The organism is Nocardiopsis sp. Huas11, from assembly GCF_003634495.1.
Classification (GTDB): domain Bacteria; phylum Actinomycetota; class Actinomycetes; order Streptosporangiales; family Streptosporangiaceae; genus Nocardiopsis.
This window is the reverse complement of record NZ_RBKY01000001.1, coordinates 3,204,819-3,221,414: the sequence shown is the minus strand read 5'-3', so window position 1 is coordinate 3,221,414 and position 16,596 is coordinate 3,204,819. Positions and strand designations below refer to the sequence as shown.

Below are 16,596 nucleotides of genomic sequence, written 5' to 3'. Positions count from 1 at the left end.
ACTCCGGGGGTCGGGAGGCTGGGGATCGGCCCCGCGCGGGGTCGTTCCGCGGGGTCGCTCCTAGGACGCGACGCGCCCCGGGCCGGTTTCGCCGACGCTGGCCGTCGTCCTGTCCGGCGTCGCCGCGCAGGTCGCCCGCTCGGCCCGGCACGACTCCCCCGACCGCGGGACATGGATCGCCCTCCGGAGGGAAGCGGGCGGGCCGCCACCGCTGCGATCCTGCCGACAGGCCGGGGCGAACGGAGCCCCGGCCCCGCCCGCCCCTCCCGGGTCGGCCCGCAGGCCCGCCACCTCAGGAGATCTCATGGCCGAACACGCGTCTCCCACACCAGGCACTCCCAGCGAGCCCGGTCAGCCGAGCGGATGGTGGCACCGGACGTTCGCCCCCATCCCCGGGGTCCCCCGGTGGGCGGTGGTCGCCGCCTACACCGCCTTCCTCTCCGTGCTGCCCTCCGGCGTGTGGCGGTCGCTGGGAGCCTTCACCGAGGCCGGCCGCGCTCACGACAGCGGAGGTGTCCCCGCGTGGCTGCCGATGGAGGCGTACTCGATCCTGCTGACGGTCTTCTCCCTGGTGGTGTCCTTCACCGCCGTGGGCCTGATCGCCTCGTGGGGAGAGACCTTCCCCCGGTGGATTCCCGGTCTGCGTGGCCGACGGGTCCCCGTCCCCGCCGCCGTCATACCAGCCGCCCTCGGCTCGATCACGGTGACGGCGCTGTGGACCGCCGGGTGGATCACCATCCCACTCGGGATCACCCTCCAGGGCGACCCCACTCCTCCCGACTTCCCCACGGAGGCGCTGACCGGCTGGCCGCTGGCCTCCTTCTACGTCGCCTACCTCCCGCTCCTGCTGTGGGGCCCTCTGCTGGGCGCGGTCACCGTCGCCTACTGGCGGCGCCGCTCGACCCGGCGCGGCTCGCCGTCGCCCGTCGGGAGCCGTGCCTAGGCTGGGGCCATGGTGTCCAGCGCCGCGACCACGCCCGACGAGTACCTGTCCGAGCTCCCCGAGGACCGGGCCGAGGTCCTGCGCGCGGTCCGCCGCGTCATCCTCGACTGCCTCCCGCCCGGCTTCGAGGAGGGCATGGAGTTCGGGATGATCAGCTACCACGTACCGCTGGAGCGCTTCCCCGACACCTACAACGGCAGGCCGCTCGCCTACGTCGCCCTCGCCGCGCAGAAGCGGCACTTCTCCCTCTACCTGATGGGCGTCTACGACGAGGAGCTACAGAGGGAGTTCGCCGACCAGTGGGAGGCGACCGGACGCAAGCTCGACATGGGGAAAGCCTGCGTCCGGTTCCGGAAGCTCGACGACCTCGCGCTCGACGTCGTCGGCGACTGGGTGGCCCGCTGGTCGGTCGACGACCTCATCGCCGCCCATCGTGCGGGCCGCGAACGCTCCTGACCTGGCCTGACGGCACCCTGAGCCGACCCGAGAGGGCCAGCACGGCGACCACCGCGACCAGGACTCCCAGCCCGACGAGGCCGCCCAGCCCGCCCGGGTACAGCAGCGGGTCCGTGTCCGTACCGGCGGCGGACAGGGTGAGGAAGCCGACCATGTTCAACGCGTTGTTGGCCCCGTGCGCGATCGCCGCCGGCCACACCGACTCCGAGGCCAACCGGAGCCAGCCGATGACGACACCCGCCACGACGCAGAAGAGCAGGAACAGGGCGACCTGAGCCGCGTCGAACCCGCCGTGCGTGTACTGGATGAAGAGCTGGGGACTGTGCCACAGGCCCCACACCACGCCGCTGACCACCAGCGCGGGCCACACTCCCATCGGCAACAGCCGGGGCAGCAGGTAGCCGCGCCAGCCGAGCTCCTCACCGAAGGCGAGCACGAGGGCGGGCACGGACGTGGCGACGACCAGCCCGAGTGCGACGAGGAACGCGATCCACGGGAAGCCGGTGGCGGGCATGGTCGCGGCCAGGTCCGGGACGAAGTCCGGCAGGACCTCGCGCAGGCCGGAGAAGTCCACCAGGTCGAGCCGAACCGCGCCGACCAGGCCCCCGACCAGGGTCGCCACGACACCGAGCAGCGGCATGAGCACGAAGGCGAGCAGGGAGCACCCGCCGACGCGCCGCCAGGGCCGCAGCGGGGTGAGCCCGAGGGCCCGCGCGAAGCCACGCGGACGCCACACCAGCAGGGTGACGGCGACGGCCGCCAGGCCGGGCGTGAACATGTACACGGTCGCGGCGATCCCGTACGAGGGGTCGCTCGGCCCCTTCCCGCTGAGCAGGATCGGGAAATGGACCGCCCACGCCAGTGCGTAGGCGGTGACGACGAAGACGGAGATCTCGCGGACGGGCACGATGGCGCGGGGGGCGGCGCCGCGTTCGAGCGGGCCGCTTTCCAGGGGTGGGGTCATGCCTTCAACGCTAGGAACGCGATGCGCCCGGCACCATGAGGCGGGCGGTCGGCCCGTCCTGGGGTTAACCGCAGGTACGCCGGTGGTGGCGGCACCGGGCCGCCACCACCGGCGCGCTCGTCAGGCCCGGTCGGAGCCGTCCGAGGTCAGGGGCAGGTCCTGCGGCCGGACCGGCTCGGGCGACCGCAGCGTCCGGGGCCCGTCCGCGTGCAGGGCGTCGTGCACGGCCGCGGAGAGCAGCTCGATGGTCTCCACCCCGTACGCCATGCCCGCGTTCCGGTCCGTCAGGATCGCGATCCGGTACGGCCCGGCCTCGGTGCCGTCGATCGCGCCGATGCTGTTCACCCGCCAGACGTCGGTGCCGTCGTAGGGCAGCCAGCCGTTCTTGTTGATGGTCTCGGCTCCCGCGGGCGCGCCCGCGGGCACACCCCACCGCTGCTCCTCGATCACGCCGCCCATGAGCTCACGGGCATAGGCGCGGTTCTCCTCGCACAGCACGTCGTTCTCCTGCGTGATGAGACCCAGCAGGTGCAGCTCTTCCGCGGCGTTGATCTTCATCAACCCGGTGTAGTTCTCCGGGTGCAGCACGGTGTTCGGCATCCCGGCCTCGTCGAGGAACTCCTGCATGCGCTCCCGGCCGAGCTGGTTGCGCAGCTCGATGGTGGCGTCGTTGTCGGAGACCGTGATCATGGCGGTGGCCAGTTCGTCCTCGCGCGCCGTGAGCTCGCGCCCCTCCTCCTGGACGTGCCACAGCAGCGTGGCCAGGACGATGACCTTGCCGGTGCTGGCGGCGTCGTAGCCCTGGCCGGCCTGGTGGCCGCAGGTGAGGTCGCCGCCGAAGGCGGAGACGCCGAAGCCGAAGTCGGTGTCCCGCTCCGCGTCGACCTCGGCGACCGCCGCCTCGATGGCCGCTGCGGCCTCGGGATGGTGCGCGGACTCGCACACGGTCGGCGCGTCCGTCTCCTCGTCGGCGTGTGCCGTGGCCGGGGCGAGCCCGAGCGCGAGCAGGGCCGCGATGCCTCCGGCGGCGAGGCCGGACGCCCCGCGCCGACGCGGGACGTCCGTGCGGAGGGCGGGGGTGCGTGTCTGGTGATCGGTACTCAAGGGGAACCCATCTAGAAAGGGTGGGAACTCGGAGTCGAGGGCCCCGGCGGGACCCTCCGCCCAGTCTCTCGAATCTCGTCGCTCCAACGGTTCACGCCATCACCCTGCGACACGTTCGCGCAGGTGAGCCCCGTCCACACCCGCGACCTCGCCTCAGCTCATCCGTGGACGCGCCCGGTGGTCCCGGCGGGCGGCCACGAGCCACTCCAGCGCCCGCGTCCCCTCGACGACGGGGTTGCTCAGCGTGCCCACACCGGTGATGGCGATGTCGATCCGGTCGCCCTCGGCCAGCGTGAAGCTCATCTCCGGGACAATGCCGGTCCCGGTGGCGAGCACCGCCCCGTCCGGGAAGGGCTGGGACCGCAGGAGGTGGTCGACCAGGACGGCCGGGTCCCGCCGCATCGCGCTCAGGGCGACCCTGCCGGCGTAGACCTCCTCGCCCTCGCGGACCACCGTCATCGTGACCTCGCCCGACCAGGCGTCGGGCAGGTCCCACACCGGACGGACCAGCGCGCTCAGGGCGCAGCTGCCGGCGTAGACCTTGGCCTGGGGCAGGTAGAGCGCGTTCTCGCCCTCGACGCTGCGCGAGCTCATGTCGTCGCAGACGCAGTAGCCCACGATCTCGCCGTGCGCGTTGACGACCAGCGCCAGCTCGGGCTCGGGGACGTTGAGCGGCGAGTCGGCGCGGTAGGCGACGGGCTCGCCGCCGGTGACCACCCGCCAGGCCGGCGCCTTGAAGAACAGCTCCGGCCGCTCGGCGTCGTAGACGCGGTCGTAGATGTCGGCGTCGTCGCTCTCCTCGCCCCGCGCCTGCCGGGAGCGCTCGTAGGTGACACCGCTGGCCCACACCTCGGTGTGGCCGTCGACCGGGGGCAGCGCGGCGGTGCCCGCGGCGTCGTCGCCCGGCTCACGCGCCGCCCGGTCGGCGCGTTCCCGCAGCTCCACCAGGGGCAGGCGCAGCAGGTCGGCCATCGTGTCCACCCCCTGGAGGGGGTGGAGTGTGCCCCGGTCGCCGTCGTACCAGCCGACGCGCGCGTCGCCCTCGGTGTCGGTGTAGCGCAGGAACCCGTCCATGGCAGCCGGCCGCCTCTCATGTCCCGTCCGTCCGTGGGAACGCAGGGGGTTGACGTTCATTGCACTCTTGTTTAGCGTCTGTTTCGATATATTGGCAAGTGTTCGATATTTAGAACACCGTGCACCGCCCCCGAAGGAGCCCCCGAGCGATGACCGACGATGCTCACAGCACCCCCCGACCGGCCGGCACCGACGAGAAGCCGGAGGGCTCCCGCGAACTCCGCAGCAGGCACTGGTTCGGCGCCGGCGGGCGCTCCGGGATGCTCTACCGCTCCTGGATGCGCAACCAGGGCTTCGCCGACGACGTCTTCGACGGCCGTCCCGTCGTCGGCATCGCCGTGTCCGGCTCCGAGCTGGCGCCGTGCAACTCCCACCTGAGCCGCCTGGCCGAGTCGGTCAAACGCGGCGTCTGGGAGGCGGGCGGCTTCCCCCTGGAGTTCCCCGTCATGGCGCTGGGCGAGACGGTGCTGCGCCCCACCGCCATGCTCTACCGCAACCTCCTGGCCATGGAGGCCGAGGAGCTCTTCCGCGCCAACCCCCTCGACGGCGTGGTGCTGCTGTCCGGCTGTGACAAGACCACGCCCGGGCTGCTGATGGCCGCCGCCAGCACCGACCTGCCCTCGCTCATGCTCACCGGCGGACCCATGCTCAACGGCAAGTTCCGCGGCGAGGACATCGGTTCGGGCACCCACGTCTGGAAGTTCGAGGCCGAGGTCCGCGCCGGGCGGATGACCGAGGCCGACTGCTCCTTCGCCGAGTCGTGCATGTCCCGGTCCAACGGCCACTGCATGACGATGGGCACCGCCTCCACCATGGCGTGCATGGCCGAGGCGCTGGGCATGCAGCCCGCCTACGGCGCCACCTGGCCCGCCGTGGACGCGCGCCGGTACGCCCTGGCCCAGCGGTCGGGCCGCCGCATCGTGGAGATGATCCACCAGGACGTGCGCCCCTCCGCCATCATGACCAGGGAGGCGTTCGAGAACGCCATCCGCGTGAACGCGGCGATCGGCGGCTCCACCAACGCCGTCATCCACCTCCAGGCGATCGCCGGGCGCCTCGGCGTCGACCTGTCCCTGGACGACTTCGACACCCTGGCCCGCGACGTCCCCACCCTGCTGGACCTCATGCCCAGCGGGCGCTTCCTCATGGAGGACTTCTGCTACGCGGGCGGCCTGCCCGCCGTCATCGCCGAACTCGGCGACCTGCTGCACCGGGACGCCCTCACGGTCACCGGCGAGCCCCTGGACGCGCCCGCCCGCGCCGGAGCGGCCGAGTGCTACGACCGCGAGGTCATCCGCACCCTGGACGAGCCGTTCCTGCCCGCCGGGACGGGGACCGCCGTGCTGCGGGGCAACCTGGCGCCGGGCGGAGCGGTGATCAAGCAGTCCGCGGCGAGCGAGCACCTGCTCGTCCACCGGGGCCGCGCGAAGGTCTTCGACTCCCCCGAGGAGTACTACGCCGTCGCCGAGGACCCGGACCTGGACGTGGACGCCGACACCGTCATCGTGCTGCGCAACTGCGGCCCGGCCGGGTACCCGGGCATGCCGGAGGTCAGCAACGTCCCCCTCCCGTCCAAGCTGCTCGACCAGGGCGTCACCGACATGGTGCGCGTGTGCGACGGCCGTATGTCGGGCACGGCCTACGGGACCGTCGTCCTGCACACCTCGCCCGAGGCCGCCGTCGGCGGACCGCTGGCGCTGGTGCGCGACGGCGACGTCGTCGCGCTGAACGTCCCGGAGCGCTCGCTGACCGTGGAGATCGACGACGCGGAGATGGAGCGGCGCCGCGCGGAGTGGACCGCGCCCGCCCCGCACTCGGACCGCGGCTGGGTCCGGCTCTACCAGAACACCGTGCTCCAGGCCGACCAGGGCGCCGACCTCGACTTCCTCGTGGGATCCAGCGGAAGCGAGGTCCCGCGGGAGTCGCACTGACCCGTACCGCCACCGCCGCGGCGCCGGCCGCCGCCGTGGGGCCCGCCCGCGCGAACGCCCGCGCGGGCGGGCCCCACCGGTGCGCACCGGTAGCCTGGGGCATCGATCAGCGCTCTGAAGAAGGAGGCCGGCGCATGGCACGCCGCACACCTGCTCTGGAACGGAGCCTGGACATCCTCGAACTGTTCACGGACGGCAGGGAGTCCATCAGCGCCCCCGAGGTGGTGGAGGAACTCGGCCTGCCCAGGACGACGGTGCACGAGCTGCTCAACACGCTCACGAGCCGGCAGTACCTGCACCGGCACCCCGAGGTCCCGGGGCGCTACCGGCTGGGCATCCAGCTCTTCCGGCTCGGCAGCGCCTACTCCGACCACCTCGACACCGCCAAGATCGGCCAGCAGGTCGCCCAGGAGCTCGTGCGGGTGTGCAACGAGACCTCGCACGTGGCGGTCCTGGACCACCGGCACATCATCTACGTCGCCAAGGTCGACAGCTCGCACGCCGTGCGCATGGTCTCCAGCCTCGGCCGCCGCCTGCCGGCGCACTCCACGGCGCTGGGCAAGGTCCTGCTGGCCTACCTGCCCGAGGACGTGCTGCACGAGCGGCTGGCGGAGGCGCCGCTGGAGGCGCTGTCCGAGCGCAGCGTGACCGAGGTGCCCGCGCTCCTGCGCGAACTGGCCGACGTGCGCCGGGACGGCACGGCCGTGGAGGTGTGCGAGGCCAACCCGGACGTGTGCTGCGTCGGCGCGCCGATCCGCGACCGCTCCGGGCAGGTCGTGGCGGCGCTGAGCATCTCCGTACCCCTGCACCGCTGGTCCGACGAGCGCTGCGAGGAGCTGCGCGTCCTGGTCCGTGAGGGCGCGGACCGCTGTACGGCGGCGCTCGGGGGCGCACCGGTCGGCTGACCGGCGCGGCACGGGCACGCACGCGGTGCGGCACGCACGCGGTGGGGAACGGCACGCGCGCGGCGCCGCACGGCCCCGGGCTCCGGAACACGAAGGCGGCGGGAGGGGCGGGCGTCCGAGGACGCCCGCCCCTCTCGTGTTCACGCCACCAGGTAGAGCACGACCACCAGGGCGAAGGCGATCGATCCCACCGCGGTGGACTGGACCGTCCACGTCTTGAGCATGGTGGCGGTGTCCAGCCGCAGGAAGCCGCGCACCAGCCAGAAGCCCGAGTCGTTGACGTGCGAGAGCACGATGGACCCGGCGGCGATGGCCAGGACGACCAGCGCCAGTTCGAACGAGGACTGGCCGCCCGCGGCCAGGACCGCGGGGGCGATGAACCCGGCCGCCGTCGTCGCCGCCACGGTCGCCGATCCCTGCGCCACCCGCATCACCAGGGCGATGAGGAAGGCCGCCAGGATGAGCGGGATGCCCAGGCTGTCCAGGCTTTCGGTCATGGCGGCGCCGATGCCGCTCCGGCTCAGCACCGCGCCGAACATGCCGCCCGCGCCGGTGAGGATGATGATCCCGCACACGGGGGCCAGGGCCCCGTCGATCACCCGGTTGAGGGTGTCGCCGTCGTGCCGTCGCCGCCAGCCCAGGAGCCACAGGGCCATGAGCACGGTGATGAACAGGGCCGCCGGGGTGGCGCCGGCCGCCTGGAGCACGTGCACCCACACGGCGTCGGCGTCCACGACGCCCATCACGCCGAGGGTGGTGGCCCCGGTGTTGAGGAAGATCAGCACCAGCGGCAGGAGCAGCAGGAAGAGCAGGACCGACAGGTGCGGGGGCGGACCGAGCCGGTCCTCGTCGGCCTCGGCCCCGCCGAAGATGGTGGGGATCTCGACGTCGAACCGGCGTCCCATCCACAGGCCGAGCCGGTAGCCGCCCAGGTACCAGGCGGGCAGGCCCACGAGCAGGCCGACGACCACGACCATGCCCATGTCGGCGCCGATGATCTCGGTGGCGCCCACCGGTCCGGGGTGCGGCGGCAGCAGCGCGTGCATCACCAGGAACGCGCCCGTGGCGGGCAGCGCGTACAGCAGCAGCGATCCGCCCAGGCGCCGGGCCACGGAGAAGATGATCGGCAGCATCACGACGAACGCGGCGTCGAGGAAGATCGGGAAGCCGAACAGCAGTGAGGCGACGCTGAGCGCGAGGGGCGCGCGTTTCTCGCCGAACAGCCGGAGCAGCCCGTCGGCGAGGACCTGGGCGCCTCCGGAGACCTCGATCATCCGGCCGAGGATGGCGCCGAGGCCGATGAGCAGGACCACGGATCCGAGGGTCCTGCCCATGCCCTCGGTGAGCGTGGGGACCAGCTCCGCGATGGGCACGCCCGTGGCGAGGGCGGTGGCGGCGCTGACCAGCACGAGCGCGAGGATCGGGTTGAGCCGCACGCGGATGATGAGGACCAGCAGGGAGAGGATGGCCACCGCGGCGATGGCCATGAGCCAACCCACCGGGAGGCTCGCGGTTTCTTGCATGGCTGGGGACCTGTCTGTCAGGGGTGGCGGTGGGCGGGGCGGCCCACGGGGGGACGGGACGGCACGCGGATCGACGTCGATCGTGCGTTCCGGGGGAACCCGTATGTTCGATATATCGAACAGCATTCCTTATTTCGGCCACATTACCTCACCACTGTGACGTGAGCCAAGGCATCGAGTGACCCCACTCACGCCCGCACGCCGGACCCGACCCGCGTTGACCGCGACCGGCCCGCCTGCCTAAGGTGGAGAGCGAGTTCGAAATAGAGAATGTCGTTCGATATGTAGAACAGACATTCGGGTGTCCCCGACACCCCCGATCCGGGAGGACCCCCCGTGACCGCGCACCCCCACCCCTTCGTCCCGGGCCTCCCCGCGCTGGAGTCCCTCGACCTGGCCGGGACGGGCGCCGCGCCGCCCGCGTCCGCCCATGCCTTCCCCGACGGCGGGGCCTGGCGGCTGGAGATCCCCAGCGTGGAGGGCCCCGACGCGCTCCACACCGTCCTGGCCGCCGCCGACGAGTACGACGTGCCCCTCCACCGGGTCTCCCAGGGGTCGGGCGTCGGCATGCTGACCGACGCCGAGATCACCGCCATGGTCCAGGCCTCGACCGAGCGCGACGTCGAGCTGTGCCTGTTCGTGCGCCCCGGCGCCAACTGGGACGTCGGCGCGGCCGCCGCCAGCGCGGCGGGGTCGGTGTCGGCCCGCAGCCGGGGCACCACCCAGCTCGCCGCCGGCGTCGCCCAGGCCGAGCGCGCGGTCGGCCTGGGGGTGCGCAGCCTCCTGGTCGCCGACGAGGGGCTGCTGTGGGTGCTGCACGAGCTGCGCGAGCGCGGCGACCTGCCCGCCGACACCCAGTTCAAGGTCTCCGTCATGGCCGCGCCCGCCAACCCGGCCGCGCTGCGGGTCCAGGAGTTCCTGGGCGCCGACACCGTCAACGTCCCCTCGGACCTGACGACCCACCAGCTCGCCGAGCTGCGGGCGGCGAGCGCGGCCACCCTCGACTTCTACGTCGAGGCCCCCGACAACATCGGCGGCTTCGTGCGGCACCACGAGATCGCCGAGATCGTGCGGGTGTGCGCGCCGGTCTACGTCAAGTTCGGCCTGCGCAACTGCCCCGACGTGTACCCCGCGGGCGGCCACATCGCCGCGACCGTGGGCGCCGCGGCCCGCGAGCGGGTGCGCCGGGCGCGGATCGGCCTGGACGAACTCGCCAGGACCCCGGACGCGCCCCGGATGTCCGCCGTGGGCGAGCGCGCACAGCCCGCCCTCCAGCGGTTCCGCCGCCCCTAGGCCGGTCCCACGGCCGGTCCCACGGCCGGTCCCGCCCCGACACCGCACCCCGAACCACGACGGAGGCATCCGTGCACCACCACACCGACGGCCCGGCGGCGCCCGCCGCGTCCGCACCCGCCGCTCCGGCCGACTCCACCGCCGCCGACGTCGCGGCCGCCCTCGAAGCCGCCGCGGGCGCCGCACCGGCCTTGGCCGACCTGCTCCCGCGTGAGCGCGCCGACCTGCTGCGTCGCGTGGCCGACGCCGTCGACGCCGACACCGACGCGCTGGTCGGGCTCGCCGCCGAGGAGACCCACCTGCCCGAGGCCCGCCTGCGCGGCGAGGTCGGCCGCACCACCTTCCAGCTGCGCCGGTTCGCCGCCGTCCTCGACGAGGGCGCCTACCTGGAGGCGGTCGTCGACACCGCCGACCCTGCCTGGCCCGTCGGACCCCGGCCGGACCTGCGCCGGGTCCTGGAGCCCCTCGGCCCCGTCGTCGTCTTCGGGGCGAGCAACTTCCCCTTCGCCTTCAGCGTGCTGGGCGGGGACACCGCCTCCGCGCTGGCGGCGGGCTGCCCCGTCGTGGTCAAGGCCCACCCGGGCCACCCGCGGCTCTCCGCGCGCACCGGCGCGATCGCCGATCGCGCGCTGCGGGCCGCGGGCGCTCCCGAGGGAACGTTCGCCCTGCTCTTCGGCGAGGAGGCCGGGCGGCTCGCCGTCACGCACCCGGCCGCCCGCGCGGTGGGCTTCACCGGATCGATCCGCGGCGGACGCGCCCTGCACGACCTGGCGGCGGCGCGGCCCGAGCCCATCCCGTTCTACGGGGAGCTGGGCAGCGTGAACCCGGTGTTCGTGACGCGTGCGGCGGCCGAGGCCCGCGCTGCGGAGATCCTCTCCGGGTTCGCGGGCTCCTTCACACTGGGCGCGGGCCAGTTCTGCACCAAGCCCGGGCTGCTGTTCCTCCCGGCGTCGGTGTCGCTGGAGCCCCTCGTGGACGCCGTGCGCGCGAGCGCGCCCGCCGCCCTGCTCAACGAGCGCGTGGCGGCCGGGTTCGGCGGCGGAGTGGCCGCGCTGACCGGCCACCCGGCCACGACGGTGCTGGTCGAGGGCACCGTCGACGGCGACGGTGCGGCGTCGGCCGGGTGGGCGCCCACGCTGGCCGCCACCACCGTCACCGACCTGCTCGCGCACGCGGACGTGCTGATGGAGGAGTGCTTCGGTCCCGCGGCGCTGGTGGTCTCCTATGCGGACGAGTCCGAGCTGCTGCCCGTCGCCGAGGCCCTGCCGGGCCAGCTGACCGCGACGGTGCACGCCGAGGACACGCCCCAGGAGCGGCCGTTCGCGGCGGCGCTGACGGCCCGGCTCCGCGACCGGGCGGGCCGCCTGCTGTGGAACGGCTGGCCCACGGGGGTGTCGGTCACCGACGCCATGCACCACGGCGGCCCGTACCCCGCCTCGACGTCCGCACTGCACACGTCGGTGGGCGCGACCGCGATCCGCCGGTTCCTGCGGCCGGTCACCTACCAGGACATGCCGCACCACCTGCTGCCGCCGGCCCTGCGCGACGACAACCCGCTGGGTATCCCCCGCCGGGTCGACGGCGCGGCGGAGCCGGCCTGACCGGGCGGGCTCGACCCGGGTACGGCGGGTGCGGGCGAGGCGCCCGCACCCGCCGCGCCCGTCGTCAGTGACCGTCGGCCGCGGGCCGCCCCCCGTCGGGGCGCGCGTCGGGGCCGCTACCGTCCGACGGCCAGGCCGGACCCGCCTGGCCGGAGTGCCCCGGGTGACCCGGGTCTCCGGGGAGGCCCGAGTGATTCGAGTGGCCCTGGAATTCCTGGTATCCGTGGCCGCCCGGGTACCCGCCCGGGTACCCGCCCGGGCCGGGACCGTACCCGCCAGCGCCCGGCTGCGGCCCGGGGCCGTATCCCCCGGGGACCGCCGGCGGGGCGACGGCGTTCGGTCCGGTCGCCCGGAACCATGCCTTGGCGGGTCTCGTCTCGGCCATGACCAGCGCCACCAGGGCCAGGACCAGCAGGATCGGCCGGAACCCGCCGAGCATGGCCTCGGGGAACAGCTGGAGCAGGGACAGCCCGAAGAGCACGCGGACGAGCACCAGCGGCCGCCGGCCGCCGCGCCCCAGCGTGACGACGACGTAGCCGTCCAGGAGAAGGACCGCCAGCAGGAACGCCACCGCCGGCAGCAGTTCCAGCGGGGTGAAGCCGGTACGTGCCAGGACCTCGTCCGGGTCGGCCCCGAGCGACTCCAGGGAGTCCGCGAAGAGGAGTACGGCGCCGAGCGCCAGCCGCACCACGAGGAGGACCCTGAGCGTGGTGACGTTCGGGGGCATCATCGGCGGAAGCGGGGGCGAGGGATGGGGGTGAGGGTACACGGAGGATCCGTCTCATGTTCGTCAGCAGGGGTCCGCGTCGCGAACTCCGCTATAAGGACCCGTCAGGAGGCCCACCGGTTGACCCGGATCCGCCGTCATCGTGAGCCCGCGCCCTCCCCGTGCGCGTCCCCTCCGCGCTCGGTCCCGAGGTGCTCGGCGAAGAAGGCCTCGATGCGCCGCCAGGCGTCGGCGGCCGACTCCGGGTGCGGCCCCGTCCCCATCGCCCTCAGCAGGACGCGCAGGGCCCGGGGGCCGGCCGGCCCCGTGTTCATGAACGAGTGCCCCGCCGCCGGGTACTCCTTGACGTCGTGGGGCACGCCCTCGGCGTCCAGCGCCCGTGCGAGCCGGGTCGCGGCGCCCTTGAGCATCCGGTCCCTGGCCGCGTAGCTGGCGACCGTGGGGCAGGTGCCGCGGACCGCCGCCGCCAGGTCCGGCGGCATGAGGCCGTAGTTGGGAGCCGCGGCGTCGAACTCCGGAGCCGCGGCGATCGCGAAGCCGCCGCCCATGCAGAAGCCGACGACCCCGATCCGGCCCGTGCACTCCGGTCGCGCCAGGAGCCAGGAACGCGCCGCGGCGATGTCGGCGAAGGCCCGCCCGTGGCCGGTGGAGACGGCGCGCATCGTGCGGGCGACGCACCGCAGCGGGCCGCCGTCGCTGTACAGGTCGGGCAGGAGGGCCAGGTAGCCGAGTCCGGCGAGGTGGTCGGCGTGCCGGCGCATCTCGTCGTCGACGCCGAACACCTCGTGCAGGACCACCACTCCGGGCCAGGGGCCCTCTCCGTCCGGCCGAGCCAGGTAGCCGCTCAGGTGCGAGGACCCGCCGCCGTCCGAGGCGTACGCGCTGAGGTCGATGTCGGTCAAGGAGGTCTCCCGTCGCCGTACCCCGAGCCGTCCGGACCACCCTAGCGACGCGGTCCAGTGATATGGGTCACACGACAATTCCGTCGCCACCGGAAACACCAGCCCCGCAAATTCACTCGCGTTGCACCGGTTGACGCGACCCGTAACTAAATGGTCACTTAGTTTCCAGTCTCTTCCCCGCTCTCCAAGGAGACCGACCATGATCGACCGCAGGCTCTTCCTCGGCGGCGCCTCGCTCGCCGCGACCGTCCCGCTCCTCGGCGCCGCCGGCTGCGCCGCTCCCCGGGCGGACCTGGCCGCCTCGTCCTCGTCCTCCTCCGGCGCGGCCAACCCCGGGGCGCTCCCCGTGGGCTTCACCAACGAGTCCGGGCGCTTCACCGACGACGAGATCCTCGTCTACGTCGTGGGCACCGACCTCACCACCGACCGGCACATCCACGTCGACGCCGCGGGCACCGCGATCCCCGTGAGCGAGGCCGACAACACCGACGACGGGTACACCGACTACTCCCTCCCGCTGTCGGAGCTCTCCGGCGGCCTGACCCTGCCCTACATGTCCGGGCGGATCTACTTCGCGCTCGGCGGCAAGCTCGGGATCCGCATCGTCGCCGACGGCGACGGGAACCCGGCCCTCCAGCTCCCCGCGGGCTGGGTGGAGGACGACCACGGCTTCGACATCCTGCACGACACCGTGGAGTTCACCCACAACGAGGACGGGATGTTCTGCAACACCAGCATGGTCGACCAGTTCAGCGTCCCGATCGGGATCCGCCTCACGGGCGCCGAGGACCAGACCACGGGCACGTTCCGGCCCGGCGGACGCCGGGCCGTCTTCGACACGCTCGCCGCCGATCCCGACTTCGGGGTTCTGGTCCACGACGACCTGCGCATCATCGCCCCGGGCCACGCCCTGGACTCGGGACTCTTCCCCGCCGACTACTTCGACCCGTACGTGGACCGCGTGTGGTCCCACTACGCCGCCAACGACCTGCGGGTCACCACCAACGCGGGCACCTTCACCGGGCGGGTGCAGGACGGGCGACTGGTGTTCGACGGCGGGGTGAGCCCCATCGACAGGCCCTCGACCAGGGACATCCTCTTCTGCGACGGCGCCCTGGACGCCCCGAACGACGGGATCACCGGCCCGGTCGCGGCCATCGTGGGCGCCGCGTTCAACCGCGGCACCCTGCTCTCGCACGCCGACCAGCCGGCCTCGGACCCCGCCGAGTTCTACGCGTCGGACATCTCCAACCGCTACGCCGGCGTCTTCCACGAGCACACCGTGGACGGCAGGGCGTACGGGTTCGCCTTCGACGACGTCGGTGACTTCGCGTCCTACGTACAGGACCACGACCCGTCGGCGCTCCATGTCACGCTGACCGCGTTCTGACCCGGCCGGCCGGCTCCCCCGCGCCCCGCCGCCCGCCGCATCCGGCCCGCGGCGGGGCGCAGCGGGCGAAGCAGGCAAAGCGGTCACAGCGGGCGAAGGACGCATCACCCTCGCTGGTCAGGCCCCCGAGGAGTAGGGTGAGTGATTCCCCTCACATCGGTGAAAGGCCTCCCCCATGCTGCTTCGCCCCCTGGCCGCAGCCACAGCGGCACTGCTACTGACCGGCCTGGCCACGGCCTGTGACGGAGAACCGCTCCCCGAACCCGGGTACCGGCTCTTCCGTTCGGGCACCTACTTCGTCCACCTGCCCACGGACTGGTACGACGCCCAGGGCGACCCCGACATCGAGTGGACGGCACCGCCCGGTGGCGGACCCGACACCGGGATCATCACCTCGCCGGACGGGACCGTCATCGTGCACACCCTCTGGGACGGCGCGGAGCCGGGCGAGTCCGCACAGCGCTGGATGGAGCGCAGCGAGGCCGCCCTGGAGCGTGAGGCGGAGTCCTACGAACAGCTGTCCCTGGACATGAGCGAGGACGACGGCCTGTTCGGCGACGGCGGCACCACCGCCGTCCTGGAGTTCGACGCGGTCCTGCGGGGCGGCGAGTCCCAGTGGGCCGACGTCGAGTACGACGACCCGCACCGCAGGGCCACCCAGAAGGTCATCGTGGGACCCGAGGCCGACACCGTCTTCGCCATCCGGGCGAGTGTGCCCGCCGCGGAGGCCGCCGAGCACGAGGACACGGTCGAGGACATCGTCGACAGCTTCCGGCCGCGCCCGCTCGACATGAGCCGCGACGTCTGAGCCCTTCCCTCCGACCCTTCCCTCCGACCCTTCCCTCCGGCCCGGCCCGACGGACCGCACCCGTCCGGAAACGGTCACGGTCCGTCGCGGCGCCCGACGTGGCGCGTGCGGTACGTCGACCCCGTCGAGGGACCCGCCGGTCAGACCGCGGGGTCGCCGAGCGAACGCAGGAGCGTGTGCGCCTCCTCCAGGCGGCCGGGAAAGGCCTCCGGACTCTCCGCGAGCCGCAGGGCCGTGAGCTCACAGGCCATGGCCGCGTGCCCGGCCAGGACGGCGACGTCCTCGGCGGTGCCGATCTCGACGAGCGCGGTCGCCAGCCGCTCGGCCCGCCGCTCGTGGGTGAGCAGGTAGCGCGAGCGCAGGTCGACGCTCTCGCGCAGCAGGCGGGCCAGGACGACCGAGCGCGCCGGGGAGGGCGCGGAGTGCCGGCGCGCGGACACGGCGGCCTCGCGCAGCAGGTCGACGGCGGCGCCCAGGTCCTTGCCCGGCCCCTCGGCTCCGCTTCCCGCCTCGCGCACACGGGCGCACATCCGGTCGACCTCGGCGCCGTGGTCGGCGAACAGCACCTGTTGTTTGTCGCCGAAGTACCGGAAGAAGGTGGTTCTGCCGACCTCCGCGCGTTCCGCGATCTGGGCGACGGTGACCTTGTCGAACCCGCGCTCGGCGAAGAGCTGGAAGGCGGCCGACACGATGGTGGCGCGGGCCTTTCGCTGTTTGCGGGCGTGAAGCGTGTCCGGGGGGTGTTGCATGAGGCGAACCCTATCGAGTGGGAACTCGGATCCTGTCGGTACGCAGGACCATTAGGACGGTGGTCCTGAAACCAACCTCGAAGACCGAGCGAGCGGGAAGTCGTGTGACCTGTTCGGGCGGGCGGGAAGACGGACGGTCCAGGCCATAGCCCGAGCGTGCACACCGGTTGGCCCGGAATTTTATTGCAGACACCGACCGCACTCGCAACCGCCTACCTCGGAACTT

The 16,596-nt window shown here is 73.2% G+C and carries 15 protein-coding genes; 8 read left to right on the top strand and 7 right to left on the bottom strand.

What is annotated here, in order from left to right:
* Positions 1-304: 304 nt before the first annotated feature.
* A complete protein-coding gene (locus DFP74_RS14625) occupies positions 305-943 on the top strand; it encodes a hypothetical protein (protein ID WP_121182206.1) in 639 nt (212 codons plus the stop codon).
* Between the two features lie 9 nt (positions 944-952).
* The gene (locus DFP74_RS14620; RefSeq protein ID WP_121182205.1) at positions 953-1,399 is read left to right on the top strand and encodes a DUF1801 domain-containing protein; all 447 of its coding nucleotides are present in this window, start codon (positions 953-955) and stop codon (positions 1,397-1,399) included.
* On the opposite strand, the gene DFP74_RS14615 is transcribed toward DFP74_RS14620, so the two are convergent.
* From DFP74_RS14615 to DFP74_RS14605, 3 genes are all read right to left on the bottom strand, one after another.
* Complete coding sequence (locus tag DFP74_RS14615) at positions 1,362-2,363, bottom strand: CPBP family intramembrane glutamic endopeptidase (RefSeq protein WP_121182204.1); 1,002 nt, start codon at positions 2,361-2,363, stop codon at positions 1,362-1,364. The genes DFP74_RS14620 and DFP74_RS14615 overlap by 38 nt on opposite strands.
* A 120-nt stretch (positions 2,364-2,483) precedes the next feature.
* Positions 2,484-3,467 carry a serine hydrolase gene (locus tag DFP74_RS14610; protein WP_121182203.1) on the bottom strand — a complete coding sequence of 328 codons (984 nt, stop codon included), beginning with the start codon at positions 3,465-3,467 and terminating at the stop codon, positions 2,484-2,486.
* 153 nt (positions 3,468-3,620) lie between these two features.
* Complete coding sequence (locus tag DFP74_RS14605) at positions 3,621-4,541, bottom strand: fumarylacetoacetate hydrolase family protein (RefSeq protein ID WP_121182202.1); 921 nt, start codon at positions 4,539-4,541, stop codon at positions 3,621-3,623.
* Positions 4,542-4,690: 149 nt separating this feature from the next.
* On the opposite strand from DFP74_RS14605, the gene DFP74_RS14600 reads away from it, so the two are divergent.
* Positions 4,691-6,472, top strand: a complete 1,782-nt coding sequence (locus DFP74_RS14600; RefSeq protein ID WP_121182201.1) for an IlvD/Edd family dehydratase — start codon at positions 4,691-4,693, stop codon at positions 6,470-6,472.
* A gap of 134 nt (positions 6,473-6,606) precedes the next feature.
* Positions 6,607-7,377 carry an IclR family transcriptional regulator gene (locus DFP74_RS14595; RefSeq protein WP_121182200.1) on the top strand — a complete coding sequence of 257 codons (771 nt, stop codon included), beginning with the start codon at positions 6,607-6,609 and terminating at the stop codon, positions 7,375-7,377.
* Positions 7,378-7,517: 140 nt separating this feature from the next.
* On the opposite strand, the gene DFP74_RS14590 is transcribed toward DFP74_RS14595, so the two are convergent.
* Positions 7,518-8,900, bottom strand: coding sequence for a GntP family permease (locus DFP74_RS14590; protein WP_199725655.1), 1,383 nt, complete (start codon positions 8,898-8,900; stop codon positions 7,518-7,520).
* Positions 8,901-9,236: 336 nt separating this feature from the next.
* On the opposite strand from DFP74_RS14590, the gene DFP74_RS14585 reads away from it, so the two are divergent.
* Both DFP74_RS14585 and DFP74_RS14580 read left to right on the top strand, forming a co-directional pair.
* Positions 9,237-10,193, top strand: coding sequence for a hypothetical protein (locus DFP74_RS14585; protein WP_199725653.1), 957 nt, complete (start codon positions 9,237-9,239; stop codon positions 10,191-10,193).
* A 71-nt stretch (positions 10,194-10,264) separates the two neighbouring features.
* Positions 10,265-11,794, top strand: coding sequence for an aldehyde dehydrogenase (NADP(+)) (locus tag DFP74_RS14580; RefSeq protein WP_121182198.1), 1,530 nt, complete (start codon positions 10,265-10,267; stop codon positions 11,792-11,794).
* A 64-nt stretch (positions 11,795-11,858) separates the two neighbouring features.
* On the opposite strand, the gene DFP74_RS33525 is transcribed toward DFP74_RS14580, so the two are convergent.
* Positions 11,859-12,524, bottom strand: a complete 666-nt coding sequence (locus tag DFP74_RS33525; RefSeq protein WP_158613004.1) for a hypothetical protein — start codon at positions 12,522-12,524, stop codon at positions 11,859-11,861.
* Between the two features lie 134 nt (positions 12,525-12,658).
* Positions 12,659-13,423, bottom strand: a complete 765-nt coding sequence (locus DFP74_RS14570; protein ID WP_199725651.1) for a dienelactone hydrolase family protein — start codon at positions 13,421-13,423, stop codon at positions 12,659-12,661.
* A 199-nt stretch (positions 13,424-13,622) separates the two neighbouring features.
* Here DFP74_RS14570 and DFP74_RS14565 point away from each other — a divergent pair, with 199 nt between their 5' ends.
* Both DFP74_RS14565 and DFP74_RS14560 read left to right on the top strand, forming a co-directional pair.
* Positions 13,623-14,813, top strand: coding sequence for a beta-1,3-glucanase family protein (locus DFP74_RS14565; protein WP_121182195.1), 1,191 nt, complete (start codon positions 13,623-13,625; stop codon positions 14,811-14,813).
* A 175-nt stretch (positions 14,814-14,988) separates the two neighbouring features.
* On the top strand, positions 14,989-15,621 hold the full coding sequence (locus DFP74_RS14560; RefSeq protein ID WP_121182194.1) for a hypothetical protein: 633 nt from the start codon (positions 14,989-14,991) through the stop codon (positions 15,619-15,621).
* A gap of 140 nt (positions 15,622-15,761) precedes the next feature.
* Here the strand turns inward: DFP74_RS14560 and DFP74_RS14555 are convergent, their stop codons facing one another.
* Entirely contained in the window at positions 15,762-16,370 is a 609-nt protein-coding gene (locus DFP74_RS14555; RefSeq protein WP_121182193.1) for a TetR/AcrR family transcriptional regulator, read from the bottom strand.
* Positions 16,371-16,596: the final 226 nt, after the last annotated feature.

What these genes read in the sequence shown, in the direction of transcription:
- DFP74_RS14605 (WP_121182202.1), bottom strand. Translation starts at nt 4,541, where the DNA reads ATGGACGGGTTCCTGCGCTACACCGACACCGAGGGCGACGCGCGCGTC.
- DFP74_RS14560 (WP_121182194.1), top strand. Translation starts at nt 14,989, where the DNA reads ATGCTGCTTCGCCCCCTGGCCGCAGCCACAGCGGCACTGCTACTGACC.
- DFP74_RS33525 (WP_158613004.1), bottom strand. Translation starts at nt 12,524, where the DNA reads ATGATGCCCCCGAACGTCACCACGCTCAGGGTCCTCCTCGTGGTGCGG.
- DFP74_RS14620 (WP_121182205.1), top strand. Translation starts at nt 953, where the DNA reads ATGGTGTCCAGCGCCGCGACCACGCCCGACGAGTACCTGTCCGAGCTC.
- DFP74_RS14555 (WP_121182193.1), bottom strand. Translation starts at nt 16,370, where the DNA reads ATGCAACACCCCCCGGACACGCTTCACGCCCGCAAACAGCGAAAGGCC.
- DFP74_RS14615 (WP_121182204.1), bottom strand. Translation starts at nt 2,363, where the DNA reads ATGACCCCACCCCTGGAAAGCGGCCCGCTCGAACGCGGCGCCGCCCCC.
- DFP74_RS14590 (WP_199725655.1), bottom strand. Translation starts at nt 8,900, where the DNA reads ATGCAAGAAACCGCGAGCCTCCCGGTGGGTTGGCTCATGGCCATCGCC.
- DFP74_RS14565 (WP_121182195.1), top strand. Translation starts at nt 13,623, where the DNA reads ATGATCGACCGCAGGCTCTTCCTCGGCGGCGCCTCGCTCGCCGCGACC.
- DFP74_RS14625 (WP_121182206.1), top strand. Translation starts at nt 305, where the DNA reads ATGGCCGAACACGCGTCTCCCACACCAGGCACTCCCAGCGAGCCCGGT.
- DFP74_RS14600 (WP_121182201.1), top strand. Translation starts at nt 4,691, where the DNA reads ATGACCGACGATGCTCACAGCACCCCCCGACCGGCCGGCACCGACGAG.
- DFP74_RS14595 (WP_121182200.1), top strand. Translation starts at nt 6,607, where the DNA reads ATGGCACGCCGCACACCTGCTCTGGAACGGAGCCTGGACATCCTCGAA.